Here is a 26,109-nt window from a genome sequence, read left to right as displayed (position 1 = left end):
CAATCTTATTCATGATTATGCACGCCGAATATATTGACAATAATACTCATGTTTTTTATGCGGCAGAAAGAAGGCGGGATATTTCCGCCCGTTAACAAGATAACCTAGCCAGCCCCTTGTCTGCATTCGACGCAGCAACCAGCCAGCCCGGTGAAGCAATTCGAAAGGAATGGTTATGGTTGTCCGGCGATCCCGCTCGGTTCTTTTGGCATGCACCGCGTTTCTCGCTCTCGGGCTGGCGACGACATCTCTTGCGCAGACCGCAGCTCAGAACGAGGAGGCGACGGGCGAGGCCGCCAAGGGTGACCGCGTCACCAATCTGAAACCGATTGTGGTGACTGGGAAGGGCAAGGCAAACAAGGATGTGCTTGCCGACTCTCCGACCACAAGTGAGACGACGGCCCAGGACATCGACGACAAGCAAATCACACGTATCGAGGATCTCGGCCGCAGCACCGAGGTCGGCGTCGGCTTCAACCGCGCTACCGGCGGTGTCAATATTCGCGGCCTCGGTGATGACCGTGTGCTGACGACGGTCGACGGCATTCAAATTCCTTTCCTTCTCGATGCTTCGCGCGGCAGCGCCAATGGCGCCAATAATGGTGGTAATGGCGGCGTCAACAGCTTTGATTTCAACGCGCTTTCGAGCGTCGATATCGTGCGCGGCGCCGATTCCAGTCGTGCCGGTTCGGGCGCTCTCGGCGGTGCCTTCGTGCTGCGTACGCTGGAGCCGGAAGATCTGATTGCGCCCGGTTCTACCTGGGGCGGTGTTTTCAAGTTCGGCTATAATGGCGACGACCGCAGCATCGGCGGTTCAGCCGCGGTTGCCAAGCGCATCGACAATACTGCTGTTCTCTTCCAGGGCGGCTACACGCATGGTCATGAGCTGGAGAACAACGGCGATGTCGGCGGCTATTCGACCAAGCGCACCGAGGCTAATCCGGCTGACTACAATCAGAGAAGCGGCCTGTTCAAGATCCGTCAATATACCGACATCGGCACCTTCGGCATCACGGCCGAGCATTACAACAAGGACAAAACCACTGATCTGATGACCCTGCAGAGCCCGACCGGAAACTTCCGGCCCGGCAACTATAACGGGACAGACAATGTCGAGCGCAATCGCGTGTCGCTCGATTACAAATATGAAGCCGAGAGTGCCGATTCGCTGCTCGATACCGCCAACGCCGTCTTCTACTGGCAGAATCTTCTGCGTGAAGGCGGTGTTGAAGGCTATCGCTATACATCCGTCATCGGCGACTATTGGCGCCGTAATGAAATGGAAGACCGCAGCATCGGCTTCGCCGGCAATGCATCGAAGTCTTTCGATACCGGCAGCCTGCATCACCAAGTCACTTTTGGTCTCGATGTTGCCTTCGACAAGGTTCACCAGTACTCGGCCGGCAAGGATAGCTGCGCACTTCCTCGCTGGCGTGCTTCCTGCGCCTTCCTGCACACCAACCAGTCCGATATGCCCGATGTCGATGGCAAGCGCGTCGGCGTCTTCATCGACGACAAGATCGAATTGGGCTCCAGCAATTTCTATCTGACGCCGGGTCTTCGCTTCGACTGGTACGATTACTCGCCGAAGAACACGGCTGCCTATCGCGACAGCGCCAACTATAATGGCTTGCCCTCCGGCCAGTCCGACAGCCGTTTCTCGCCGAAGCTGCGCGCCTCCTATCAGCCTCAGGACAATGTCGAGCTCTATGCGCAGTGGGCGATGGCCTTCCGTGCGCCCAGTGTCAGCGAACTCTACGTCAACTACGGCGTGCCCGGCGGTTATGTCACCTACGGCAACTCCGACCTGAAGCCGGAAACCAGCAACGGCATCGAAATCGGCACCAACCTTGGTGACGACGATTTCGGCGGCCATATCGGTGCGTTCTATAACAAGTACAAGAACTTCATCGACACGCTGAATTATCGCGATCCCACAGGCACCTATCCGCTCGGGATTACCGAATACTTCAATCGCGCCAACGTCCGCATGTTCGGTGTCGAGGTCAACGCGCACAGGAAGTTCGACAACGGCATCCACATCAAGGGCTCGGTCGCCTATGTGAACGGCAAGGACTCCGATACCGGACAATGGATCAATTCCGTCGCCCCGGCCAAGGCTGCCTTCTCCGTCGGCTATGCGACCGAAGTCTGGGGAACGGATCTGACCTTCATCACCGCGGCTCGCGAGGCGAAGAAGACAGGCGACACGCTGCAGACCCCCGCCTACGGTATCTTCGACCTCACAGCATGGTGGGAACCGGAGCAGGTGAAGGGCCTCAGCATTCGCGGCGGCGTCTACAACATCTTCAACAAGACCTATTACGACGCGCTCAACGCGCCGTCCTATAGCGGCACGCTAACCCAGCCTGCTTCCTACTATTCCGAGCCCGGCCGAACCTTCAAACTGACGCTGACGCAACGGTTCTAAGCGGTTACATCAATGCAGCAACCTCGGGCGGTGCTTCGGCATCGCCCTCTTTTTTGCCCTCATGCGTAGCATCGGGAAAATTGCGCAATTGTAAATCGCAACGCTTGATGTTATTCGAGCGGCACAGTCTTAAACCCGTCGAGAGAAATGAGAGGAGGACCATATGACCAAGATAGTCTGGCATATTCGCCAGTTTGGTCCGACTCGTGCCCTGCAGATGCGTTTGCAGGGCTGATCAGAGGCTGTTCTCACTCATTCCTTCTGGTCTGCCCTTTGGGCGACGCGAGTTCACGCATCCGCGTGGCCGCGTCATGACATGTTTTCGAGCATTGGGCTGCTTGTGGCCATCGACATCGGCGTAACGCGGCAAAGGGAGCCGTCGGCGATGTCTTGAGATGCTCGATCGAGACCGGAAAAGACCATGACTCTGATCAATCTCCGCAATCTGGGCGTCACCATGAGTGTGCCGTTGTTTTCCAATCTCAATTTCACCGTGGATGCCGGCGATCGCGTCGGCATCGTCGCCGCGAATGGACGCGGGAAGACCACGCTGCTCAACTGCATCACGGGCAGGCAGGAGCCGACCACGGGCGAGATCACCCGCGCGCGCGGCTTGCGCGTCGGCTACGTCGAACAGAATGTGCCAGCGGATCTGATGGATGTCTCCTTTTATGACGCCGTTCTGCGCGCTTTGCCCAAGGAGCAGGTAGAGAGCGAGAGCTGGCGTGTCGACGTCACCCTTGATTCGCTCGATGTGCCAGAGGCGATGCGGGAGAGGACGTTGGCTCAGCTCAGCGGCGGCTGGCAGCGGCTTGCCATGCTTGCCCGCGTCTGGGTAACCGAGCCCGATGTGTTGCTGCTCGACGAGCCGACCAACCATCTCGATCTCGCCAAGATCGCGCTGCTGGAGGATTGGCTGAATGCCTTGCCGCGCGACGTGCCCGTCATCATTGCCAGCCACGACCGTGCCTTCCTCGACGCTGTCTGCAATCGAACCCTGTTCCTGCGCCAGGACCAGTCGCAAACCTATGCGCTGCCATATAGCCGGGCGCGGGCGGCGCTGGACGAGGTCGATGCTTCGGATGAACGCCGCTATCAGAAAGAGATGAAGACGGCACAGCAGCTGCGCAAGCAGGCGGCCAAGCTCCACAATCTCGGTGTCAACTCCGGCAGTGATCTCTTGACCGTCAAAACGAAGCAACTGAAGGCGCGGGCCGAGAAACTGGAGGACAGCGCGAGGCCGGGCTATCGCGAGCGCTCTTCCGGCTCGATCAAGCTCGCCAATCGCGGCATTCACGCCAAGGTGCTGCTGACGCTGGAGGAGGCTGCGGTAACGACGCCTGACGGTACGCTGCTGTTCAAGACCGGTCAGCAGTGGATTTGCCAGGGCGACCGCATCGTGCTGCTCGGGCAGAATGGCGCGGGCAAGACGCGGCTCGTGGAGATGATCCGGAAGGCCATTGCCGATTCGTCTGCCGGCGGCGCAATCAAGCCGACGCCATCCATCGTACTCGGCTATAGCGATCAGCGGCTCTCCAATCTCGGCCAAAAGGACACGCCGCTCGGCATGATCACGCGCCTGTTCGAGCTCGGCGAGCAACGTGCCCGCACGCTGCTGGTCGGGGTCGGGATCAATATCGATATGCAGGGCAAAGAAATCGGACGTCTGTCCGGCGGGCAGAAGGCGCGGCTTGCCATGCTGGCGCTGCGGCTGACCAATCCCAACTTCTACCTGCTCGATGAGCCGACAAACCATCTGGATATCGACGGCCAGGAGGCGTTGGAGGGCGAGCTGACGGCAAATGAGGCAAGCTGCCTTCTCGTCTCGCACGACCGCAGCTTCGTGCGGTCGGTCGGCAATCGCTTCTGGCTGATCGACCGGAAACGGCTGGTCGAGGTGGATGGGCCAGAAGAGTTCTTCGAGGCGGCGAGAGTGCAAGAATAGGAAGGCCAGCCTTCAGGCGGCCGGCTGCTCCGAAAACAGATTGGCCGCCATGAAATCCACGAAGATCCGTATTTTCGGAGAGAGATAGCGGCTTGTAGGCCACAATATGCGGAAGATGCCTGTCTTCGCGATATGGTCTTCGAGCAGTGGCACGAGCCGGCCATCGGCGATTTGTGCGCTGACGGCAAAGGGCGGCAGGCATGTGATGCCGAATCCGTTTTCGGCAAGATGGATGAGCGGTTCGATAGTGCTGGCGATCGTCGTCGTCGGCAAGGTGAGCCGCAACTCCTCCCCATTGCGCACCAGAGGCCACGGCTCCAGCTTGCCCGTGCTGTGATAGCGATGATGCAGGCATTTGTGCTGCAGCAGGTCTTCAGGTGCAAGCGGGGTTCCTTCCGCTTTCAGATAGTCGGGTGCGGCGACGATTTGAAAGCGGAATGTGCCGAGCTTGCGGCTCATCAGCCTCGTGTCCCTGATGTCGCCGGTCCGGATGACCGCATCGAATCCCTCCTCGATCACATCGACCAGCCGGTCGGTAAAATCCAGATCCAGCGTGATATCGGCATAGGTGCGCATGAAAGCCGATATCGCCGGCATCAGCAGCATTCCGGCCAGGGGGAGGCTGATGCGAAGATGACCGCGAGGAGCCGCATGCGATTTCGAAAGCTCTGCCTGAGCCGTATCCAGCTCGGAGATAATGCGCCGGCAGGTGTTGAGAAAGAAGCTGCCTTCTTCGGTCAGGGTCATGCTGCGGGTCGAGCGGTGAAAGAGGCGGACCCCCATCTCTTGCTCCAGGCGGGCGATTGCCTTGCCGACTGCGGAGCTGGAGAGGCCAAGCCGCCGCGCGCCCGCGACGAAGCTGCCGCCTTCTGCCGTATGCACAAAGATGCCGAGCGTTCCAAGCCTGTCCATCGCCACTCCGATTACGGAATATAATTCCGATCTTATGAGAATACCGGATCATTTATCCGCTATCTCAACCTCGATATCCAGTGTCGGCGCGGCAATGACGCCGCTTTTCCAGAAGGAACCGCAATGGATACGAATTCCGCACATTTCATCGCCCAGCCGCAGCCGACCACCTTCATCGTCAATGTCATCCACGTTCATCCCGGCAAGCAGGAAGAAGCCTTCCGGGTGATCCAGGATGTCGTTCACTATGTCGCCGAGCGGAAAGAAGGATTCCTCTGGAGTAATCTCGCCAAGAGCACGGACGGTCTGACGGTTGTGAATATCGAAGCCATCAAAGGCGCCGGCAACGTCGACGAATTCTTTTACGATCCGGTCTTTGTCGAGAAATTCCGCAGGCTCGACGAGGTTTCGACGAGCGAATTCCATACCTACACCGTTGGCGATCTGGTTTTGCCGAAGCTCCGCCATTCCGAAAGTGGTCGCGTCTAGCGAACCTTGATCGATCGCGGGCGGAAGCTGCTATCCCATACCGGAAATTTCCTTCCATCTTCCGCTTGCGCATCGCGGCATCTCACGCTAACAATTCCTGCCATGAACATGTCCTTGAACAACATCGCAGTTTGGTGGTGGGCTCGCTGAGGCGGCCTCGACCAATCGTATTCAAAGACGACGAGTGAGCCGCCCGAGATTTCGAGGCGGCTTTTTTGTTATATTGGCCGCCTGTCATCCGGGCCCGATAACGGAGTGAGGAACAATGGTAACGATCCTTCGGGATGACGGTGCGGAAATCTACGAGACGAAGGGCAGCATTACCGTCACCCGGCAGCGCCGGCCGACGCCCTATGCGGATGCCGTGTCGTCCTATATCGACAAGCTCGACGAGCGCCGCGGTGCGGTCTTCTCATCGAACTACGAATATCCCGGCCGCTATACACGCTGGGACACCGCCATCGTCGACCCGCCGCTCGGTCTTTCCTGCAACGGGCGCGATGTCTGGATCGAAGCCTATAACGAGCGCGGCGAGGTCATCCTCGGCTTCATCGCGGAGAAGCTGAAGACAGTTTCCGAAGTGGTGCTTGGCGCCTCGACGCCCCGCCGGCTCGATCTGACCGTAAAGACGCCGGATCGCGTCTTTACCGAGGAAGAGCGCTCGAAAATGCCGACGGTCTTCACAGTGCTGCGCGCCGTGACCGATCTCTTCTACTCGCAGGCGGATGCCAGCATCGGTTTCTACGGTGCCTTCGGCTATGATCTCGCCTTCCAGTTCGACGCGATCGATCTGAAGCTCAAGCGCCCGGACGACCAGCGCGACATGGTGCTTTACCTGCCGGACGAAATCCTGGTGGTGGACAACTATTCCGCCAAGGCCTGGATCGACCGGTACGATTTCTCCAAGGGCGGCGTATCGACGGAGGGTAAATCGGGCGAGATCGCGCCCGAGCCATTCCGGCACACTGATGCCATTCCGCCGAAGAGCGATCATCGCCCCGGCGAATATGCCGAGCTGGTGGTCAAGGCGAAGGAGAGCTTCCGCAAGGGCGATCTTTTCGAAGTCGTGCCCGGTCAGAAGTTCATGGAGCGCTGCGAGAGCAAGCCATCGGATATTTCCAAGCGCCTGAAGGCGATCAATCCGTCGCCCTATTCCTTCTTCATCAATCTCGGCAATCAGGAATATCTCGTCGGCGCTTCGCCTGAGATGTTCGTGCGCGTATCCGGCCGCCGCATCGAGACCTGCCCGATTTCGGGCACGATCAAGCGCGGCGACGATCCGATTGCCGACAGCGAGCAGATCCTGAAGCTGTTGAATTCCAAGAAGGACGAATCCGAGCTGACCATGTGCTCCGACGTCGACCGCAACGACAAGAGCCGTGTCTGCGAGCCAGGTTCGGTCAAGGTCATCGGCCGCCGGCAGATCGAGATGTATTCGCGCCTCATCCACACGGTTGATCATATCGAGGGCCGCCTGCGTGACGACATGGACGCCTTCGATGGCTTCCTGAGCCACGCCTGGGCCGTCACCGTCACCGGCGCGCCGAAGCTTTGGGCCATGCGCTTCATCGAGAGTCATGAAAAGAGCCCGCGCGCATGGTATGGCGGCGCGATCGGCATGGTCGGCTTCAACGGCGACATGAACACCGGCCTGACGCTGCGCACTGTTCGCATCAAGGACGGTATTGCCGAGGTGCGGGCCGGCGCGACGCTGCTCAACGACTCGATTCCCGAGGAAGAAGAAGCCGAAACCGAATTGAAGGCCTCCGCTATGCTTTCCGCTATCCGTGATGCCAAGGCCGGCAATTCCGGCAAACAGCAACGCGACGTTGCTTCCGTCGGCAAGGGCGTGAAAATCCTGCTTGTCGACCATGAAGACAGCTTCGTCCACACGCTTGCCAACTACTTCCGCCAGACGGGCGCGACGGTTTCGACCGTGCGTACGCCGGTGCCGGAAGAGGTTTTCGACCGGCTCGATCCGGATCTCGTCGTGCTATCGCCTGGTCCCGGCAATCCGAAGGATTTCGATTGCAAGGCGACGATCAAGAAGGCGAGGGCGCGCAACCTGCCGATCTTCGGCGTCTGCTTGGGCTTGCAGGCCCTAGCCGAAGCTTATGGCGGCGAGCTGCGCCATCTGGCGATCCCGATGCATGGGAAGCCCTCGCGCATCCGCGTGCTGGAGCCCGGTCTGGTCTTCTCCGGTCTTGGCCGCGAAGTGACCGTTGGTCGTTATCACTCGATCTTTGCCGATCCGTCGAGCCTGCCGCGCGACTTCATGATCACGGCCGAGAGCGAAGACGGCACGATCATGGGCATCGAGCATGTGAAGGAGCCGATCGCGGCCGTGCAGTTCCACCCGGAATCGATCATGACGCTTGGCGGCGATGCCGGCATGCGGATGATCGAGAATGTCGTGGCGCATCTGGCGCGGCGGGCGAAGACGAAGGCCGCCTGAGGCCAGCGTTTGGAGCGCAGAATTTGCTAGTCCCATGCACTCGGAAAAAGTGCATGGGACTATTTTTATGCCTTGAAAGAGCCAACAAACCGCTGGAAGAATTGAATGATGGCGGGGGCGTTCAGTCGGTGATCTCAAGGATATTCAAGGGCGTTCTCTACGTCGTTCTTGCCGTCGGGCTCCTCGGCTGCCTCGGCATCGTGGTGCCGCGGCCGCTCTGGCACGATGCGCCGACCGCGAAAGCTGAGGGATTCCAGCAAATCCTCATGCTCAGCAACCCTATCCATACGGATGTCGCCATACCCGTCGATGACGATCTCCTCACACGTTTCGCCTTCCTGCGGACTGCCGGGCTCAATCTCGACAATCCCAACCTGCGCTATCTCATCTTCGGCTGGGGTGGCCGGAGCTTCTATACGGAGACGCGGACATGGGCCGATTTGAAGGCTGGTCCCGTGTTGAAGAGTTTCGCGCTGGACCGTTCCGTCATTCATGCGGAGCTGGGGGGCGATATACCGCTGGATGCATCGGCTGTGACGGTCGTCGACATCGATGCCGAAGGGCTGGAGCGCCTGAAGCAGTTCATCCTTACCAGCTTTGATCGCTCCGACAGTGGCCCGATACCTCTGCCTGGCAGCAATTACGGGCCAAACGATGCGTTCCTCGAAGCGCAGGGTTATTTCAACGCGCTGATGGGATGCAATACTTGGACGGCTGCCGCGCTGAGGCAGGCTGGATTGACCTCCGGCTTTTGGACGTCATTGCCGTGGATGCTGCGAATGTCCCTGAGGCTGCATAATGACGATAAACGCTTTGTAGCACGCCATGCCCTGCCTTGAGGCGGTTTGACTTGCTGGGCGCAGAAGAACGTCAGCATTCTGCGGTTTCATCACCAATGCCTGGAGTTGCCGGAAATCGCCGGCCCTCACATATCCTCGCAGTCCTGCCAGCCTTCCTCGAAGACAAGTTTGTCGAGCGGCAGGCGGTCACGCCATCCCTTCACGGCGAGTTCCGGCATGTCGTAGAGTTCGTCGACATAACCGACACAGAGCCATGCAACGATCTTCACATGCTCGGGTATGCCGAGGATCGCCTTGATGGCATCCTCGTGGAAGATGCTGACCCAACCGACGCCGACGCCTTCGGCCCTTGCCGCAAGCCAGAGGTTCTGGACGGCGCAGACCGTCGAATAGACATCGGTATCCGGATTGTGGGTGCGGCCGAGCACGACGGGACCGCCGCGCTTGGTGTCGCAGGTGATGCAAATGCTGAGGGGCGCTTTGCGGATGCCTTCGAGCTTCAGCCGCTGATACTGCGCGCGGCGATCGCCCTCAAACATCGCGCAGGCCTCCTCATTGGCCTGATGGAAGGCCTGCCACACGCGTTCGCGCGTCTCTGGCTGACGAATGAGGATGAAGTTCCATGGCTGCATGAAGCCCACGGATGGTGCCGAATGGGCAGCCTCGAGCAGGCGCCGGACAAGATCGTCGGGCAGGGGATCGGGCCGGAACTGGTCACGCACGTCGCGCCGCGTCTCGATGGCGCGATAGACGGCGCTGCGTTCCCCCTCCGAAAATGCCCCGGCTGTGACCAGATGGTCCGACACACCCGCGGGAGCGTCGGCGATGGACGGGATATCATCGGCGGTGTTTTCAGGAGCGGGCATGTTTAACCATGATTTTCATTAGTCGGCGGCGTATCGGCCGGTATCGCCGACCCTTGCACACCAGGCTGAAGCACAGCTTAGTGCTGGATGGCAAGCCAAACTACCAGGACGATTTTCCACAGGCGAGCGCATTATCGGCTTCCAATTGTCGTGGAACGGCGGTTTGGGAAACGTCTTCCTCATGTTCCACGAATGTATTGCCCGGATGACGCTTCCTTCAATCCGCACATCGGCAACGAATTGTCGTGTGAAAAGGTGACTGCCTTTGACAAACGCGAAGTCCTGGCCCATATGGACCGTCAATAAGCCGCCTGCGCGAAAATCCGCGCGGGCGGTTTTGCATTTCAACGGCGCCTTTTTTGCAATTCATTCGCATAAGCACGGCGCGGGATACTGGAGAAAGGCATGAGCGCTCAAGGAAACGATACGATCAGGCGGCTCGCCCTTTGGGGCATTCCGCTGTCGCTCGGCGTCATGGGGCTGAAGATGCTGGCCTGGTGGCTGACGGGCTCTGTTGCGCTTCTGTCTGATGGACTTGAATCGCTCGTCAATGTCGTTGCCGCCTTTATCGCCTTTTTCGTCATCCGTTATGCGCAGAAGCCGGCCGACCACGATCATCCTTTCGGTCATCACAAGGCAGAATATCTTTCCGCCGTTACCGAAGGCGTGATGATTGTCGTTGCGGCGCTGATGATCGTGCAGGAGGCGGTCGGGCATCTCGGCAATCCGCAGCCCATGCAGGCGCCGGTGCTGGGGCTCGCCATCAACTTCGTCGCCGGCGTCATCAACGGCGTGTGGGCCCTGACGCTGATCCGCGCCGGAAGGACGCACCGCTCACCGGCACTGACGGCGGACGGCCAGCATATCATGTCGGATGTCTATACTTCGATCGGCGTGCTCATCGGCCTATTGCTGGCGCTCGGCACCGGCCAGCCGATCTTCGACCCCGTACTTGCCATTCTCGTTGCCATCAACATTCTCTACCAGGGCTGGAAGGTCATCTCCACTTCGATCGACGGATTGATGGACAAGGCCGTCCTGCCGGAAGAGGAGGAGACTATCAAGAATGCGATCGCGGGGAATGCCGAGGGTTCGCTTGGCGTGCACGATCTCAAGACACGCAGGGCGGGGGCAGTGACCTTCGTCGATTTTCATATGGTCGTGCCTGCCGCCATGCCTGTGCGGGAGGCCCATCGAATCTGCGACCGCCTTGAAGATGCCATAAGGGCGATCCATGCGGGCGCCGAAATAACCATTCATGTGGAGCCGGAGGGCGAGAAAGCCCATGGTATCCGCGTCAAAGTGATCAAGGAGACCTGAGATGCCAAAGACCGATGTGTCCGGCCTGTCGATGCTCGGCAACCAGACGGAAACGGCCAGCAATCCGGAAGAGGCCGTTCTGGAGAAGGTGCCGTCCGGCCATGCCGGCGCCGATTATGTCGTGCGCTTCACCGCGCCCGAATTCACCTCGCTCTGCCCGATGACGGGTCAGCCGGATTTCGCCCATATCGTCATCGACTACATTCCGAACGAATGGCTGGTGGAATCGAAATCACTGAAGCTTTTCCTGCATTCCTTCCGCAATCATGGTGCTTTCCACGAGGATTGCTCGATCTATATCGCCAAGCGCCTGGTGGATCTGCTGCAGCCGAAGTGGCTGCGCATCGGTGCCTACTGGTATCCGCGCGGCGGCATTCCGATCGACGTCTTCTGGCAGACCGGCAAGCCGCCAGAGGGTGTGTGGCTGCCGGATCAGGGCGTGCAGCCCTATCGCGGCCGAGGCTGAATGAAAAAGCCGCCATCCGGAGATGGCGGCTTTTCTGCTAGATGCGATGAGGTTGCGGCTCAGGCAAACGAGTTGTCGTCGCCATTGTCATAGGACGAGTCATCATAATCGTCGTCCTGAGCGTCTTGGGCAGCATCCTGGGCGTAATCGGCCGCGCTCTGATCATTCTGATCGCTATTATCGTCATTGCCGAAATAGTTGTTGTTGATGATCGTTTCCTGCACCGGCTGTTCGGCTGCATTGGCCGCCGTTCCACCGAAAAGGCCGCTGCCGGCATTGCCGCCGAAGAGGCCGCCGCCAGTTCCGCCCAGATGCGGGCTGAAGAGGCTGGAAAGTGATTCCGCCAGCATTACGCCGCCGGCCACGCCAGCCGCTGTGCCAAGCGCGCCGCGCAGAAAACTGCCGCCGGCCGAAGGCGCTGATGCCTGCTGGCTCCAAGGGCCTGACGGCTGTGGTTGCGGCTGGCCAGTCCAAGGGCCGGGCTGAGGCGCATTGCGGGCATAATCGTCATAGAGGCGACCTTGCTGCTGCGGGTTGCTACCCTGTGGTGCGGCGGCGCGCTGCTGCTGGCCGCCGCCGAAGAGCGAGCCGATCCCGCCCAAGAAACCGCCGCTCTGGCCTTGCGGATGGTTGTCGGCGCCCTGCTGCTCGAGCTCGTGCACGCGGGCTTCGAGCTGCTGGATGCGATCGGCTGCAGCCTTCATGCCCTGTTCCTGCATGATGACGGCCTGCGCCAGGAAATAGGGCGCATAGGGCTGGTCGCGGACCGACTGGTTGATGAAGGCCTCTGCATCGGCGTCGCGCTGCGTGCTGGCGGCACCGCGCACGCGATCGAAGAGAGAAGCAAGCAATTGACGTTCTTCCGGCGACATGATGGCCTCCTTGGCTATCCGTGCTGCAAATTCGTAACGCAGTCCTCGACCGCGCTCACCTGACGTAGGATCAAATCTCGGCTTTTCAAAGCCATTCAAGTTACATTTCGGTAATCCGCAACCATAACACCATGTTGTCAGCCGCTATTCCCGCCTTGTCTTTTTCCGGCATTGTTTTACGCATTGAGTCGCACTATGTGCGGTGAACGACGCATCATGCTGGAGAGTTGAATGAACGACGAAGACGAACAGGAAGACAAGAAGACCGAGCAGCCCTTGGGCAAGGACGCGGAGGCGAATCTTTTCAAGTCGCGTTCGATCTTCATCTATGGCGGCATCACGCAGGAACTGGCGCAGAAGGTCTGCTCGCAGCTCGTGGCGCTTTCCGCCGCCAGCGACGATGACATCCGCATCTATGTGAACTCGCCCGGCGGCCACGTCGAATCAGGCGATTCCATCCATGACATGATCAAGTTCATCAAGCCGAAGGTCTGGATGATCGGTACGGGCTGGGTCGCCTCCGCCGGAGCGCTGATCTATGTCTCCGCTCCCAAGGAGCGTCGCATTTGCCTTCCGAACACGCGCTTCCTGCTGCACCAACCGTCGGGTGGCACGCGCGGCATGGCCTCGGATATCGAAATTCAGGCACGCGAGATCATCAAGATGAACGAGCGCCTGAACAAGATTTTCTCGGAAGCCACCGGCCAGCCGATCGAAAAGATCGCCAAGGACACGGACCGCGACTACTGGCTTTCTGCTGAAGAAGCCAAGGCTTACGGCCTGGTCTCGCGCATCGTGACCTCGCAGGCAGAGATCTGATCTGACGGGTTTTCCCGATTGAATTGAGCGCCCTCTCTTGCCGGATGGCAGGCGGGGGCGTTTTGCGATGAATCAGTTTTGATAAAGCCCAAAGCTGGCGGCAGAAATCTCCGCCGCCAGCCTTCGCCACTCGGGAACTGCAACGTTTCCGAGGAGCGGCGAACTCGAAAGCTTAAGTTACAAGCGGAGTGCGCCTCCTAGATGGTAATCTCCACCGGTGTTCCCTCGGGCATGGTGATGACAGCCTCATAGAAGCCGTCGCCAGTGGTGCGCGGCGTTGATTTCAAGCAGTTATCCCTCTTGCATCGTTCAGCCAGCGCATCCACGGCAGCTTTGCTGCCGAGCGATATGGCAATGTGGTCCCAGCCGATGCGTTCACTTTGCGGGTCACAGGGAAGCCAGGGGCCGGTCATCAGTTCGATCTGGGCGTTGCTTTCCGGCAGAGAAATGAAGCGGGTGACGAAGCCAGGCCGTCGCTGGCTTCGATAGGGTTCACCGACGGTCGCGCCGAAATAGGTCTCCCAGAAATTCGCAGCGGCATCGAGATCATGCGTCCATAGAGCGGTATGAGCGATCCGCATTGGTCTCTCCCTGTTCCTGTTCGTGATTGCGGGTAACGATGCCGGCGCAGAGAGGAGCGATGCAGAGCAACAGAGCGAGCATCCAGAAGGCGCCGGGCAGGCCAAGATGATCCGCGACGAAGCCAACGCCGGTGGGGCCGACCAGCACGCCGGCATATCCCGTCATGGTGATGGCCGCGACGGCAAGGCCCGGCGGCATGATCTTTTGCGCGCCGCCCTTGCGGAAGAGCACCGGGACGATGTTGGAGGCGCCAAGACCGATCAGCAGGAAACCGCCCATGGCGAGGATTGTGATCGGGCTGAGGAGGAGGATGACAAAGCCTGCCACCGCGACGATGCCGCCCCATAGCATGACCGCCCTGTCTCCAACCCTTGCGATGATGGCATCGCCACTCAGACGGCCCGCCGTCATTGCAATGGCAAACAGCATGTAGCCGAGGCCGCCATGGCTTGCATCAACCCGGCCTTGCGTGGTGAGGAGAAGCGCGCTCCAATCAAGGATGGCGCCTTCGACAAGGAAGGTGATGGCTGCAAGAGCCGCCAGCAGCAGGACGAAGCCACGTGGCATAACGAAAAGCGGGGCGTCTTCCGCGGGGACGGTCCGCAACAGTCGCGGCCACGCGACGATCATGGCGACCACCATCACGGCCGAGCTTAGAAGCGTTGCGGCAAAGGGGCTGGCCTTGATCGACAGCAAAAGCGTGACGAGCAGGGAGCCGATAAAGCCGCCAATGCTGAACAGGGCATGGAAGCCGGACATCAATGGCCGACCCGCGCCTTTCTCCACTTCGACGGCGTGGATGTTCATAGCAACGTCGAGCGATCCGAGGCAGGCGCCGAAGGCTGCCAGCGCAATGCCGAGGGTGAATGGCGTGCTCGCCACCGCCAGCGTCGGCAAAATGAGCGCGAGACCGAGGCCGCTCGCGATGATGATCGGCTTGCTGCCATATCGGGCGCTCAGCATACCGGTCGCCAGCATCGCCGCCACCGAGCCCAGGCCGAGGCAAAGCAGCAGCATGCCAAGCACGCCGTCATCGACCCCGAGGCGAGCTTTGGCGAAGGGGACGAGGGGAGCCCAGCAGGCGAGGGCGAAGCCCCCGACCAGAAAAGCAAGTCGTGTTGCCAGCCGGGTTTCCGGCCGATCCGTGGATTGCATGGTCATTTCTTGTCTTTCGAAATCAGGAGGATGACGTGACGTCGCTTGCTTTGACGAGCGAGAAGCCGGCGTCTGAGGCCGCCTTTTCGTCTGCGGCAGGCAAGTCATCCTCGACAACGAGCCAGTCGATATCGTCGGCGCCACCGATGCGGTGCGGTGCGCGTTCGTGAAATTTCTCCGAAGTAATCAATGCGATGCGGGCAGCGCTTCTCTTCAGTAGCGTCCGCTTGAAGATCGCATCTGCATGTTCGTACACGCTGATGCCGTTTCTTGCCGAAACGGCGCAGACGCCCAAAAAACAACGGTCGATGTTCATGGCTTCGATGGCCGCAACGGCGGACGCATCGACGCTGCCGCCGACGACGGGATCGACTGCGCCGCCGATCAGGACAAGCGGGATATCGCCGCGCTTCATGATGGCGCTGGCGACATCGATGGAATTCGTCGCGATGGTCGCTTTCAGATCCTTCGGTAGAAGATCGACTATTGCGAGATTGGTGCTGCCGCTGTCGAAAAACAGGAATTCGCCTGCCTCGATCATCGCCACGGCGGCTTTGGCCAAGGCTTTCTTGCGGCCTGATTCCTGTCCTACGCGGGCGGCCATGGGCTGCGATGGTGTCAGCAGGGGGAGCGCGCCACCATAGACGCGGCGGCATTTACCCTCTGCGGCAAGCGCCCGCAGGTCGCGGCGCACGGCATCTTCGGACACGTTGAATTCGACAGCCAGAGATGCAGCAACGATCTGCCGGCCCTCTGCGAGCCGCGCTTCGATAACGTCCCGGCGGGACAAGGGGAGTGGATTGCTCATAATCATGCATTAACGTGCATAAATGAGAGAGTCAATTTGCATGTTTGTACACGATTTGAATCATGCTTGATATAGACGGCGATCGATCGGCCTTCCCGCCGTCAGTTCGTCCAGAACTGCACTTGCACGCCCGATGCTTGTGATGCTCCATGCGGTTTCAATCGATCGTCGCCTCTGAGTCTCCGCCGCCATGCTCAAAGATTTTTCCATCCAAAGCCTCTTCATGGGATGCCTTACGGCTTTCGTCGGCTTTGCCAGTTCCTTCGCCGTGGTCTTTCACGGCCTGCAGGTGGTGGGCGCCACGGATGCGCAGGCGGCCTCCGGTCTGACGGCGCTTTCCGTTGCGATGGGCCTCTGCGCGATTGTGCTCAGCATGGCGACGAGGCTTCCGATCAGCATTGCCTGGTCGACGCCGGGCGCGGCGCTGCTGGCGAGTGCAGGGGCGATCGAGGGCGGCTTCCCGGCAGCCGTCGGTGCATTTTTCGTTTGCGGCATATTGATCGTTATTGCCGGGCTTTTTCGGCCTTTCGGCCGGGCGGTCGCATCAATCCCGGCGCCGCTCGCCAATGCCATGCTGGCCGGTGTTCTGCTCGGCCTCTGCTTTGCGCCCGTCAAAGCGATTGCCTTTAATCCCGCCTTCGGTCTGCCGATCGTCCTTGCCTGGATCGTCGTTGGGTCTTTCAAGCGACTATGGGCGGTGCCAGCGGCACTTGCCGCTTTCGCGCTGGTGCTGGCCTTCGGCGTGAAGATACCGGATGGTGCCTTTGCCTCGCTCGAACATTCGCTGCTGCCGACGGCCGAATTCGTGAAACCGGTCTTCACGCTTGCCGGCATCGTGTCCATAGCGCTGCCGCTATTCATCGTGACGATGGCGTCGCAGAACATTCCCGGCATCGCGGTGTTGAAGGTGCATGATTACGATCCGAAGCCAGGTCCGCTGTTTGCCGTGACCGGCGTGTTCTCGCTGCTTGCTGCTCCCTTAGGCGGCCATGCGGTCAATCTTGCGGCGATCACCGCGGCGATGTGTGCCGGACAAGATGCGCATGCCGATCCAGGGAGGCGCTACTGGGCGGCGATCGTCGCCGGGATCGGCTATGTGATCCTCGGATTGCTGGCGAGTGCCGTCACGGCTTTCGTGGCACTGGCGCCGCCTGTTCTCATCGAGGCGGTGGCGGGCCTGGCGCTGGTCGGTGCGCTTTCGAATTCCGCCTTGAACGCCTTCCAGCAGCCGGAATCACGCGAGGCCGCCGCCATCACTTTTCTGGTGACGGCATCGGGCGTTTCGTTCGGCGGGATTTCCGGCGCCTTCTGGGGGCTGATCGCAGGCGGATTGATGCTGGCGCTGTCGCGCGGCGTGCAGATGCTGAAGAAGTAGGCGAGGGGTTGCTTCTTTTTGATCCGGCGGCTATAAGCGCGGCCATGAAGCTGAATGGCGCAAAGATTTCCGAACAGATTGCACGTGGGCGCGTTGCCCTGCGTGACAATACGCGCGCCCTTACCTCGCTTCTCCTCCTCGGCCTTACGCGCGGTTGCCGGGTCCTTTGAGGAGCGCCCGGCGGCCGAAAAGCCCGCTGGCCATCGCTCCTCGCGACTTACCCTAAAATCGACAGCTTACCCGCAAAGGGTCCGCATTTGTCATCGCCAAGCCGCATCCGATCGGCTAAGACGCGGGACGAAATGACGGGAAAGGAAGAGACGAGACCATGGACGCGAACAGCCATTCCCCCAAAGGCATGCCCGAAGCAGCGGTGAAATACCGCGCCTATCCCCAGATCAACATTCCCGACCGGACCTGGCCGTCCAAGGTCATCACCAAGGCGCCGATCTGGTGCTCGGTCGACCTGCGCGACGGCAATCAGGCGCTTGTCGACCCGATGGGCCATGACCGCAAGGCGCGCATGTTCCAGCTGCTGCTGGATATGGGCTTCAAGGAAATCGAGATCGGCTTCCCTTCGGCTTCGCAGACCGACTTCGACTTTGCCCGCTGGTGCATCGAGCAAGGCAACGTGCCTGCCGACGTATCGCTGCAGGTTTTGGTGCAGTGCCGTCCCGAATTGATCACTCGCACCTTCGAGGCTCTGGAAGGCGCCAACAAGCCGATCGTCCATTTCTACAATTCCACCAGCGAGTTGCAGCGCCGCGTTGTGTTTGCCAAGGATGTGCAGGGCATCAAGCAGATCGCCGTCGATGCGGCCAAGATGATCACCGACATGGCGGCCAAGGCCGGCGGCGGCTACCGCTTCGAATATTCGCCGGAGAGCTTCACCGGCACCGAGCTGGATGTGGCGCTGGAAATCTGCAACGCCGTCATCGACGTCGTGAAGCCGACGCCTGATAACAAGCTGATCATCAATCTGCCGTCGACAGTCGAAATGGCGACGCCGAACATCTATGCCGACCAGATCGAGTGGATGTGCCGCAATCTCGACAACCGCGAAAACCTGATCATCTCGCTGCATCCGCACAATGACCGCGGCACCGGCATCGCCGCCGCCGAGCTGGCGCTGATGGCGGGCGCCGATCGCGTCGAAGGCACCTTGTTCGGCAATGGTGAGCGCACCGGCAATGTCGACGTCGTCACCATGGCGCTGAACATGTTCACGCAAGGGGTCGATCCGGAGCTGGATTGCTCCAACATCGAGCGTATGAAGGAAGTCTTCGAATATTCCAACCAGATGGCGATTGGCGAGCGTCACCCTTACGTCGGCGAGCTGGTCTATACCGCCTTCTCCGGTTCGCATCAGGATGCGATCAACAAGGGCATGAAGGCTGCCAAGGTCGCCAACGATCCGGTGTGGGAAGTGCCCTATCTGCCAATCGACCCGCAGGATGTCGGCCGCACTTATGAGGCGATCATTCGCATCAACTCGCAATCCGGCAAGGGCGGCATTGCTTATATCATGCAGCAGGACTACGGCTTGAACCTGCCGCGCAATCTCCAGGTGGAATATCGCGAGGAGATCCAGCGCATCACCGACGAGGAAGGCAAGGAACTGCCGTCCAAGCGCATCTATGAGCATTTCATCGAGCGCTATGTGACGCAGCCGGACGCGCGGATCCGCTTCGTCGATCACCACACTTTCGCCGATCCCGAGCATAAGGGACAGCGCATCGTCGCGGCCGAGATCACCGACAATGGCGAGGTAAAGCGCATCGAGGGCAGGGGAAATGGCCCTATCGACGGCTTCATCAATGCGCTCTCGATTTATCTCGGCATTCCGATGTCGGTCGAGGATTATTCCGAGCATTCGCTCCAGCACGGCTCCAACGCTGCGGCGATCTCCTACGTCGAGGTCTCCTATCCGGGCGGCAAGCTTTTCGGCGCCGGCATCAACACCAATATCGTCGCGGCGTCTCTCGAGGCGATCGTATCGGCGGCGAACCGGGTGCTTGCAGTCAAGGCGGCCTAAGGCTTTGGCTTGCTTCCAGTTCTGGTTTGAAAGCCCCCTCGGTTTTTGAGGGGGCACTTTTATTGCACATCAGCCGGCCGCTGGCTCGTCACCTTCGATGAAGCCGCCGGATTGATGCGACCACAGCGTCGCGTAGATGCCGTTCCGGGCGATCAGCTCTAAATGCGTGCCGTCCTCGACGATACGGCCTTGGTCGAGCACGACAATGCGGTCCATCCGCGCGATGGTCGACAGGCGATGCGCGATGGCGATCACGGTCTTGTCTTCCATGATGCCGTAAAGCGTATCCTGAATTTCGGCTTCGACTTCCGAATCGAGGGCGGAGGTTGCCTCGTCGAGCACCAGGATCGGGGCATCCTTCAGGATAGCGCGCGCAATTGCAACGCGCTGCTTCTGACCGCCCGAGAGCTGGACGCCGCGTTCGCCGGCGTGAGCGTCGAAGCCCGTACGCCCCTCCTGATCCCGCAGCTTTGCTATGAAATCGCTGGCGGCAGCCTTCTCGGCGGCAGCCAGAATCGTATTTTCCGAAAAGTGCGGATTGCCATGGGCGATGTTATCGCGGATGGAGCGGTGAAGGAGCGATGCCTCCTGGCCGACCACGGCAATCTGCCGGCGCAGGCTATCCTGCGTTACCTGCCGAATATCCCGTCCATCGATTTCGATTATGCCACCCTCCGGATCGAAGAAACGAAGCAGCAGATTGACCAGCGTCGATTTCCCGGTGCCGGAGCGGCCGACAAGACCGACTTTCTGGCCTGCCGCAACTCGAAGCGAAACGCCGTCGAGCCCGCCATCTCCCTTGCCGTAGTGATGCGTGATTTGCCGGAAGACGATCTCGCCCTTGGCGATGGCAAGCGGCTCGGCGTCCGGCGCATCGGTAATCGCAAGCGGCTGCGAGACGGTCATCAATGACTGCCGCATGGCGCCGAGATGGGCAAAGAGCGAGGAAACGGCATCCAGCATCCATTCGGCCATGCCGGTTATGCGGAAGCTCAAGGCGAGTGATGCCGCGATCAGCCCTAGCGGCGCGCCACCGGATTGCCAGAGGACGACCGCATAGCCGACAAGCGCGACGATGAGGAAACTGCCGAGGAACAGCATGCTCGAATTGACAAGCACCTCAAGCTTCTGCACCCGAACGAATGTCTCGCGGGTATGAGCGAAACGACGACGGGCTTCCTTGTCTTCCGCCTTGGCATCGGCAAAAAGCTTGATGAGGTCGATATTGGCATAGCTGTCCACCAGCATTCCCGTCAGCTCGGCATAGGCTCCCTGATATTGCGCGGAGGCCTTCTGCAGGTGAGGGATGACATAGGCCATCAGTGCGAGATAGCAGAAAAGCCAGACGGCGAGGGGCCAGATCAGGCGCGAGTCGATCGAGGCCATCAGCCAGAGCGAGCCGGCCACATAGATCGTGACGAAAGACAGCGTGTGCAGCACAGCATAGGCGGCGCCCGTTGCGGCGGTGCCGATATCTCGCACCTGGCTCGCGATACGCCCGGAAAAATCCTGGCGAAACCAGCCGACTGATTGCCGAAGAAGATGACGATGAGCCCGCCAACGGAACAAGGTTTCGGCATTGGGCCGAAATGCTATGTCATCCAGGCTTTCGCGGAGATAGCCGGTAAGCGGCCTTCCGATCAGGACGAGGGCGGCTGCGGCGAGCAAGCCCAACCCTTCGGATACCCAAAAGTCTTCCCGCCGGGCGACGGCCAGATTATCCACCAGCCTGCTGGAATAGCCGATGAGCCAGATCTCGATGACGGCGCCGATGACAGTCAGGCTGAGGCTCATCGCCATGACTGTGCGAAACGGACGAAGGTTAATTAGGAGATAGCGCCAGGCCTTGAGTGATGGCTGCCGCTCGTCATGATCCTGAAATGGATCGACAAGCTCTTCGAAGCGACGAAACATGAGTGCCCTCCAAGGGCGAAGATATCAATCTGATGGTCGGGCCGATAAAGCAGCCCTTCACGGCACTGCTTTTCAGCGGTGGTTTCCTGTGCCGTGATTTTTCATCAGAGTGCTCTCCTCATTGGTCGCTGCAACCTACATAGCTTGTATCGGTGCCGCTGTCAGCAGCAATTGTATCGGGGATCGTTCGACATAGATGAGCGAATACCGTCCTTTACACGGCTCGCGTCGAGGCTGTCCGAGGATATATATGTTTCAATGGTGAATTTTGCTCAGGCTTGGCCTTTGGCAAGTTCATCGCGTCGCTTCGTCAGACGCTCGAGCTCTTCTTCCTGTTCGGCTATCCGCACGGACGCCCGCTCTTCGTCGGCGGCGCCGGAAAAGGCTGCTGCCTGCTCAATCAGTTCGCGAAGATTTTCCCTGATCGCCGCAATACGCCTGTCGATTTCAGGAATGGTCAGCAGAACGTCGGACATGTTGAAACTCCAGCAAGACTATCGGACCCCACGCGATTACCGCATCCATTATCCATCGACCGGCTGGTGGCTGCAAGCGGCAAAACGGATGGGATATCAGTCATATCTCCGAGGATACCCGATTGGCGATCTGATCGAGCATCGCATTCGAGGAGGGGCCAACGATCGCATAGGTAGTGCCGTTGCGATGCCAGGATACGATGCTGATATCGTCCTTGATGGTTTCGCTGAAATCGTCGTCGGCGATGCCGTCCGTCTTGGTAAAGCAGATGGCGACGACATCGCCATCGAGGTTCTTGTAGATCAGCTGGCCGACAGGCTTACCGGCGGCGATGGACATGCGCGCGCCCTGGAAGACGAGACCATCAGCTGCGAGATCCGGAAAGTTGAATTTGACGCCGGCGGTGCTTGCCAGCCACTTGGTGATCTCGTCCAACTGGCTTGCCTGCAACTCTACCATATGCTGCGGCTGGCGCGCATAGATGCGGTGGTAGGCGGCAATATCGTCCAGCCAGTTGCGAGTCATAAGCTGTGACGGGGTCGGCGGAGGGCTCGCCGGGACGTCAGCGGGCTGCATACCGAAAAGATAGCCGATGCCGCCGCCGACGGCGAACAGGATAAGGGCCGCGGCCAATGATTGCTTACCCGTCGGCGCCAGTTTCAGCGAATGCCTGGTAATACGCGGAGATGGCTCTCGGGTCTTCGGAGGCTGAGCGCTCTTGATGGAGCGAACAAGGGCCAGCGGTACCGGCTCCTTCAGAACCTCATCGAAAGCCTTGCGGCCGACATCGGAGCCGTGTTTCAGCTCATCGAAAATACGCCGGGCGTCCGCGTCGGAGGCAATGAGCTTTTCCAGCTCTTCTTTTTCTTCGCGGCTCGTCTCGCCATCCATGAAGGCGGAAAGCGGACTTCGAGCGGCGTTTTCTTCATATCTTGCAATGCTTAAAACCTTCGGGACGAGCGGCTATGACCCTGGGAGGCGAGGTAAAGGCGTGCGCTGGAGAGCCTTGATGTCACCGCCGCCAACGGGATGCCGAGAACATCGGCCGCCTGCTTGTAGCTGTGTCCTTCGACATCGACCAGCAGGAAGACACTGGCAAGTCCTTCTGGCAAAGATGTGACCAGGCGATGCGCTTCACCGGCTTCCACCGGATTTAAATGGGTTTGTGATGCAGGATCGCCCTGTTCCAGCGCATTGCCCTTGCCGGCGGGACGCAGCTTGTGACGTCGCGCTTCGTCAACCCATTGGTGCCGGGCCATGGTATAGAGCCAGCTTTCCAGCTTGCCGCCGCTGTTCCAGAGGTGGAACTTGGCTATGCCGCGCTGACAGACGTTTTGGACAAGCTCGTCCGCCTCGGCAAGATCGCCGGTCAGCGTCACAGCAAAGCGGCGAAGCTTCGGAAGAAGACCGACCAGATCGCGTCTGATATCGATGGCTGCTACCGGCGTTGGCATGATGGTTCCAGGAAGGCGTTGGAGGTTGTCAGATCGGCAATTTGCTTCCGCGATCGACGGCCTTCCCCGTAAGAAAGGTGATGCGAGCGGAATAATCGTCCTGTGCTGGTATGAACCATTTTCCTGCCGTTTCGCAAGTCTTCAAAAGCACCCGCGCGTTTGACCGTCATCCTTAATGCGCTATCCCACAATGTCCCGACCCGTACTGCGCCAATGTTGGCCCAAGCTCTCCAAGAAGCAGTAACCTGGTCAGATACAGGCTTCGAAAGCCGGCATGCGTCGCTCCTCACAATGCATCCCTTATTTCGGAATTTCAGTGCTTCGATTGTAGCTCCGTATCTTAGAAAACGCTACCGAAACGATGCGCGCGACGACGCAAAAAGCTCGTCATGTCGCCAGAATATCGAAGCCTTCGGGGTCGACGCCGCTGCCATTGTCGTTGAGGCTATAACGCTCCGCTTTCAGTTCCCAGGCGCCGGGACGGCCGGCGATGGTGAAGAGATTATAGGCGGCGCGCGGCTTCAATCCGCCGATCCCTTGCGATGCGGAGGCGATCCCGACGACGGGAACCGAGCCCATGTGCCCCCGCAGCCAGTGCAGGGTGTTGAGATGTGTATGGCCGTGCAGGACGAGTTCGGCGCCGCCGGTGGAGATGACGGCTGCGAAACGGCGAATGCCGATCATCCGCTTGTAGAAGCTGGTCGCGCCGCGAATCGGCGGGTGATGGATCATGACGACACGAAAGAGCCCGGCATCCTCGGCTGCGCGCAGTATATTCACCGTCTCGCGGGCCTGGCGTGAGGAGTAGAAGCCGCTTGCGGCAAAGGGTGGGGTGGCGACGGCTGTGGAGCATCCCACAATAGCGACCTGACCGCGGATACGCAGATAAGGGAAAATGCGCTGGTCCTCCTGCCATTCGGCGGGAGCCTCGTCGCCGCGGACATAGGGATACCAGGAGCGCATGGCCTTTTCGTAGGCACCGGGCACATAGGCATCGTGGTTGCCGGGAACGACGGATGTGTGAAAGGGATCGCCGACCGTCTTCAGCCATGCGGCCGCTGTCTGGATCTCCATGCCGCTCGCAAGGTTGACGAGATCGCCGGTTACGGCCAGATGATCGACCTGTTTCGCCTTGATGTCGTCAAGAAGGAGATCAAGCGTGTCGCCAAAAAGATGCTTGCGCCGGTTCCGGTGCCAGTTCACAAATCCGGTAATGCGTTTGGAGGCGAGTTCTCTGATCGAAAGACGTGGCAGCGGACCAAGGTGAACATCGGAAATATGCGCGAGCTTGAACATGGGATGAGACATAGCCCACTCTATTGTCAAAACAAATACATCCTCGATCCGATTGCAGATCACGATGCCGGGGTTCAGGCATGAGTGAAGACAATCGACGCGATGAAAGGCAGGGTTTGGCTGTGCGTCTGTTCGGCCGCGCGTTGCATGTCTATTTCGTGCTGACCCGCAGCATGACGATCGGCGTGCGCGCCGCCTGCTTCGATGGCGAAGGGCGGATTTTTCTGGTTCGGCATTCCTATATCGCCGGGTGGCATATGCCCGGCGGCGGCGTCGAACGCCATGAGACTGTGGCGCAGGCGCTTGAAAAGGAGCTGCGCGAGGAAGGCAATCTGGTGATCTCAGGCAAGCCGCAGCTCTTCCACGTCTATTTCAACAATCACACCAGCAAACGCGACCACGTCGTCTTCTATCGCGTCGAGGTCACCCAGACCTCGCCGCGCAAGCCGGATCGCGAAATCGTCGAAAGCGGCTTCTTTCCGGTCGATGCGCTGCCGCCAGGCACGACGAAGGCAACCTATCGCCGGCTGAAGGAGCTGGAAGGTGCATCGGCTCCCTCCAGCTACTGGTAGCCTCCGAGGCTTGGGTCAGGCGACTTTTGCCAGCCGCTCACGCCCGTGCGGGCGATCGAAATCCAGTTCCGGCCCGATCGGCACGATGCCTGTCGGATTGATGGTCTTGTGGCTGCGATAATAGTGGTTCTTGATGTGGTCGAGATTGACGGTCTCCGCAACGCCGGCGACCTGATAGAGATCCCGCAGATAAGCCGAGAGGTTGGCATAATCGGCGATGCGGCGGATGTTGCATTTGAAATGCCCGACATAGACGGCATCAAAGCGGACGAGCGTCGTGAACAGCCGCCAGTCGGCCTCCGTCAGGCGATCTCCGAATAGATAGCGCTGCGTTGCCAGTCGTTGGTCCAGCATGTCGAGGGTTTCGAAGAGACGGAGCGCGTTTTCCTGATAGGCTTCCTGCGAGGTCGCGAAGCCGGCCTTATAGATGCCGTTGTTGACCGTATCGTAGACGCGCTCGTTCAATGCATCGATGTCGGCCCGCAAATCAGTAGGATAGAAATCCGCCGTGGAGCCGGTCAGGCTGTCGAAGGCCGTGTTGAACATGCGGATGATTTCGGCAGATTCGTTGTTGACGATCGTGCCGGTCTGCTTGTCCCAGAGAACGGGAACGGTCACGCGGCCGGAATAATGCGGATCGGCTTTGACATAGACCTCCCAAAGCTTCGTTGCGCCAAAGAGATGGTCGACGGTGCCGCCGTCCGTTCCTTTGAATTCCCAGCCGTTTTCAACCATCAGCGGATCGACGATCGAGACGGAGATCAGCTCCTCCAGCTTCTTGAGCTTGCGGAAGATCAGGGTGCGATGCGCCCAGGGGCAGGCAAGTGCCAAATAGAGATGATAGCGACCGGCCTCTGCCTTGAAGCCGCCGGTGCCTGTGGGGCCGGCGCTGCCATCGGCGGTCACCCAGTTTCGAAACTGCGAGGCGGCGCGCTTGAAATGGCCTTTCGTCTCCTTGGTATCGTACCAGACGTCATGCCAAACGCCGTCCACCAACATGCCCATTGCTTCATCCTTTCGGGAAACTGCCGAAGTCTATCTCCAGAGATACGGCATGCACGCCGGA

The 26,109-nt window shown here is 59.7% G+C and carries 22 protein-coding genes and 1 pseudogene; 11 read left to right on the top strand and 12 right to left on the bottom strand.

Annotated features, from left to right (window positions below; all coding sequences use genetic code 11):
* The first annotated feature begins 175 nt into the window (after positions 1–175).
* On the top strand, positions 176–2,431 hold the full coding sequence (locus ACK83U_RS10160) for a TonB-dependent hemoglobin/transferrin/lactoferrin family receptor (protein WP_112604819.1): 2,256 nt from the start codon (positions 176–178) through the stop codon (positions 2,429–2,431).
* A gap of 421 nt (positions 2,432–2,852) precedes the next feature.
* On the top strand, positions 2,853–4,376 hold the full coding sequence (locus ACK83U_RS10155; RefSeq protein ID WP_112604822.1) for an ABC-F family ATP-binding cassette domain-containing protein: 1,524 nt from the start codon (positions 2,853–2,855) through the stop codon (positions 4,374–4,376).
* A 12-nt stretch (positions 4,377–4,388) separates the two neighbouring features.
* Here the strand turns inward: ACK83U_RS10155 and ACK83U_RS10150 are convergent, their stop codons facing one another.
* Positions 4,389–5,288 carry a LysR family transcriptional regulator gene (locus ACK83U_RS10150; RefSeq protein WP_112604825.1) on the bottom strand — a complete coding sequence of 300 codons (900 nt, stop codon included), beginning with the start codon at positions 5,286–5,288 and terminating at the stop codon, positions 4,389–4,391.
* 123 nt (positions 5,289–5,411) lie between these two features.
* Between ACK83U_RS10150 and ACK83U_RS10145 the strand changes: the two genes are divergently transcribed.
* From ACK83U_RS10145 to ACK83U_RS10135, 3 genes are all read left to right on the top strand, one after another.
* Entirely contained in the window at positions 5,412–5,777 is a 366-nt protein-coding gene (locus ACK83U_RS10145; protein WP_112604828.1) for an antibiotic biosynthesis monooxygenase, read from the top strand.
* A 265-nt stretch (positions 5,778–6,042) separates the two neighbouring features.
* Entirely contained in the window at positions 6,043–8,232 is a 2,190-nt protein-coding gene (locus ACK83U_RS10140; protein ID WP_112604831.1) for an anthranilate synthase, read from the top strand.
* Between the two features lie 53 nt (positions 8,233–8,285).
* On the top strand, positions 8,286–9,071 hold the full coding sequence (locus ACK83U_RS10135) for a TIGR02117 family protein (RefSeq protein ID WP_112604834.1): 786 nt from the start codon (positions 8,286–8,288) through the stop codon (positions 9,069–9,071).
* Between the two features lie 86 nt (positions 9,072–9,157).
* On the opposite strand, the gene bluB is transcribed toward ACK83U_RS10135, so the two are convergent.
* Positions 9,158–9,898, bottom strand: a complete 741-nt coding sequence (gene bluB, locus ACK83U_RS10130; protein WP_246698840.1) for a 5,6-dimethylbenzimidazole synthase — start codon at positions 9,896–9,898, stop codon at positions 9,158–9,160.
* 405 nt (positions 9,899–10,303) lie between these two features.
* Here bluB and emfA point away from each other — a divergent pair, with 405 nt between their 5' ends.
* Both emfA and queF read left to right on the top strand, forming a co-directional pair.
* Positions 10,304–11,218 (top strand): CDF family cation efflux transporter EmfA, encoded by a 915-nt coding sequence (emfA, locus tag ACK83U_RS10125; RefSeq protein ID WP_112604837.1) that lies wholly within the window; start codon positions 10,304–10,306, stop codon positions 11,216–11,218.
* Position 11,219: 1 nt separating this feature from the next.
* Complete coding sequence (queF, locus tag ACK83U_RS10120; protein WP_112604840.1) at positions 11,220–11,684, top strand: preQ(1) synthase; 465 nt, start codon at positions 11,220–11,222, stop codon at positions 11,682–11,684.
* A gap of 59 nt (positions 11,685–11,743) precedes the next feature.
* Here the strand turns inward: queF and ACK83U_RS10115 are convergent, their stop codons facing one another.
* Complete coding sequence (locus tag ACK83U_RS10115) at positions 11,744–12,556, bottom strand: DUF2076 domain-containing protein (RefSeq protein ID WP_112604843.1); 813 nt, start codon at positions 12,554–12,556, stop codon at positions 11,744–11,746.
* 231 nt (positions 12,557–12,787) lie between these two features.
* On the opposite strand from ACK83U_RS10115, the gene ACK83U_RS10110 reads away from it, so the two are divergent.
* A complete protein-coding gene (locus ACK83U_RS10110; RefSeq protein ID WP_112340662.1) occupies positions 12,788–13,375 on the top strand; it encodes an ATP-dependent Clp protease proteolytic subunit in 588 nt (195 codons plus the stop codon).
* Positions 13,376–13,572: 197 nt separating this feature from the next.
* On the opposite strand, the gene ACK83U_RS10105 is transcribed toward ACK83U_RS10110, so the two are convergent.
* From ACK83U_RS10105 to ACK83U_RS10095, 3 genes are read right to left on the bottom strand one after another with little or no spacing between them, the layout of a single operon-like run.
* Positions 13,573–13,956: a VOC family protein gene (locus ACK83U_RS10105; protein WP_112604846.1), complete on the bottom strand. Its 384-nt coding sequence runs from the start codon at positions 13,954–13,956 to the stop codon at positions 13,573–13,575.
* Positions 13,922–15,112: an MFS transporter gene (locus ACK83U_RS10100; protein WP_112605617.1), complete on the bottom strand. Its 1,191-nt coding sequence runs from the start codon at positions 15,110–15,112 to the stop codon at positions 13,922–13,924. The genes ACK83U_RS10105 and ACK83U_RS10100 overlap by 35 nt, the downstream gene beginning before the upstream one ends.
* A gap of 22 nt (positions 15,113–15,134) precedes the next feature.
* Positions 15,135–15,920, bottom strand: coding sequence for a DeoR/GlpR family DNA-binding transcription regulator (locus ACK83U_RS10095; protein WP_112605622.1), 786 nt, complete (start codon positions 15,918–15,920; stop codon positions 15,135–15,137).
* A gap of 190 nt (positions 15,921–16,110) precedes the next feature.
* On the opposite strand from ACK83U_RS10095, the gene ACK83U_RS10090 reads away from it, so the two are divergent.
* Positions 16,111–17,295: a benzoate/H(+) symporter BenE family transporter gene (locus ACK83U_RS10090; RefSeq protein ID WP_112604849.1), complete on the top strand. Its 1,185-nt coding sequence runs from the start codon at positions 16,111–16,113 to the stop codon at positions 17,293–17,295.
* Between the two features lie 328 nt (positions 17,296–17,623).
* Entirely contained in the window at positions 17,624–19,330 is a 1,707-nt protein-coding gene (leuA, locus tag ACK83U_RS10085) for a 2-isopropylmalate synthase (RefSeq protein WP_112604852.1), read from the top strand.
* A gap of 69 nt (positions 19,331–19,399) precedes the next feature.
* Here leuA and ACK83U_RS10080 read toward each other — a convergent pair whose 3' ends face one another.
* The 5 genes and pseudogenes from ACK83U_RS10080 to ACK83U_RS10060 form a co-directional block, all read right to left on the bottom strand.
* Positions 19,400–21,244: an ABC transporter ATP-binding protein gene (locus ACK83U_RS10080; protein WP_112604855.1), complete on the bottom strand. Its 1,845-nt coding sequence runs from the start codon at positions 21,242–21,244 to the stop codon at positions 19,400–19,402.
* Between the two features lie 272 nt (positions 21,245–21,516).
* Positions 21,517–21,720, bottom strand: coding sequence for a hypothetical protein (locus ACK83U_RS10075; RefSeq protein ID WP_112604858.1), 204 nt, complete (start codon positions 21,718–21,720; stop codon positions 21,517–21,519).
* A 100-nt stretch (positions 21,721–21,820) separates the two neighbouring features.
* Positions 21,821–22,659 (bottom strand): annotated as a pseudogene (locus tag ACK83U_RS10070) (anti-sigma factor).
* 3 nt (positions 22,660–22,662) lie between these two features.
* Complete coding sequence (locus ACK83U_RS10065) at positions 22,663–23,175, bottom strand: RNA polymerase sigma factor (RefSeq protein ID WP_112334292.1); 513 nt, start codon at positions 23,173–23,175, stop codon at positions 22,663–22,665.
* Between the two features lie 387 nt (positions 23,176–23,562).
* Entirely contained in the window at positions 23,563–24,501 is a 939-nt protein-coding gene (locus ACK83U_RS10060) for a metallophosphoesterase family protein (protein ID WP_112605625.1), read from the bottom strand.
* A gap of 50 nt (positions 24,502–24,551) precedes the next feature.
* On the opposite strand from ACK83U_RS10060, the gene ACK83U_RS10055 reads away from it, so the two are divergent.
* Positions 24,552–25,043: an NUDIX domain-containing protein gene (locus tag ACK83U_RS10055; RefSeq protein WP_112604864.1), complete on the top strand. Its 492-nt coding sequence runs from the start codon at positions 24,552–24,554 to the stop codon at positions 25,041–25,043.
* 15 nt (positions 25,044–25,058) lie between these two features.
* Here ACK83U_RS10055 and ACK83U_RS10050 read toward each other — a convergent pair whose 3' ends face one another.
* On the bottom strand, positions 25,059–26,048 hold the full coding sequence (locus ACK83U_RS10050) for a glutathione S-transferase family protein (RefSeq protein ID WP_112604867.1): 990 nt from the start codon (positions 26,046–26,048) through the stop codon (positions 25,059–25,061).
* Positions 26,049–26,109: the final 61 nt, after the last annotated feature.

This window comes from Rhizobium sp. WW22 (assembly GCF_047041135.1).
Taxonomy (GTDB): domain Bacteria; phylum Pseudomonadota; class Alphaproteobacteria; order Rhizobiales; family Rhizobiaceae; genus Rhizobium.
This window is presented reverse-complemented; position numbering and strand designations above follow the sequence as displayed.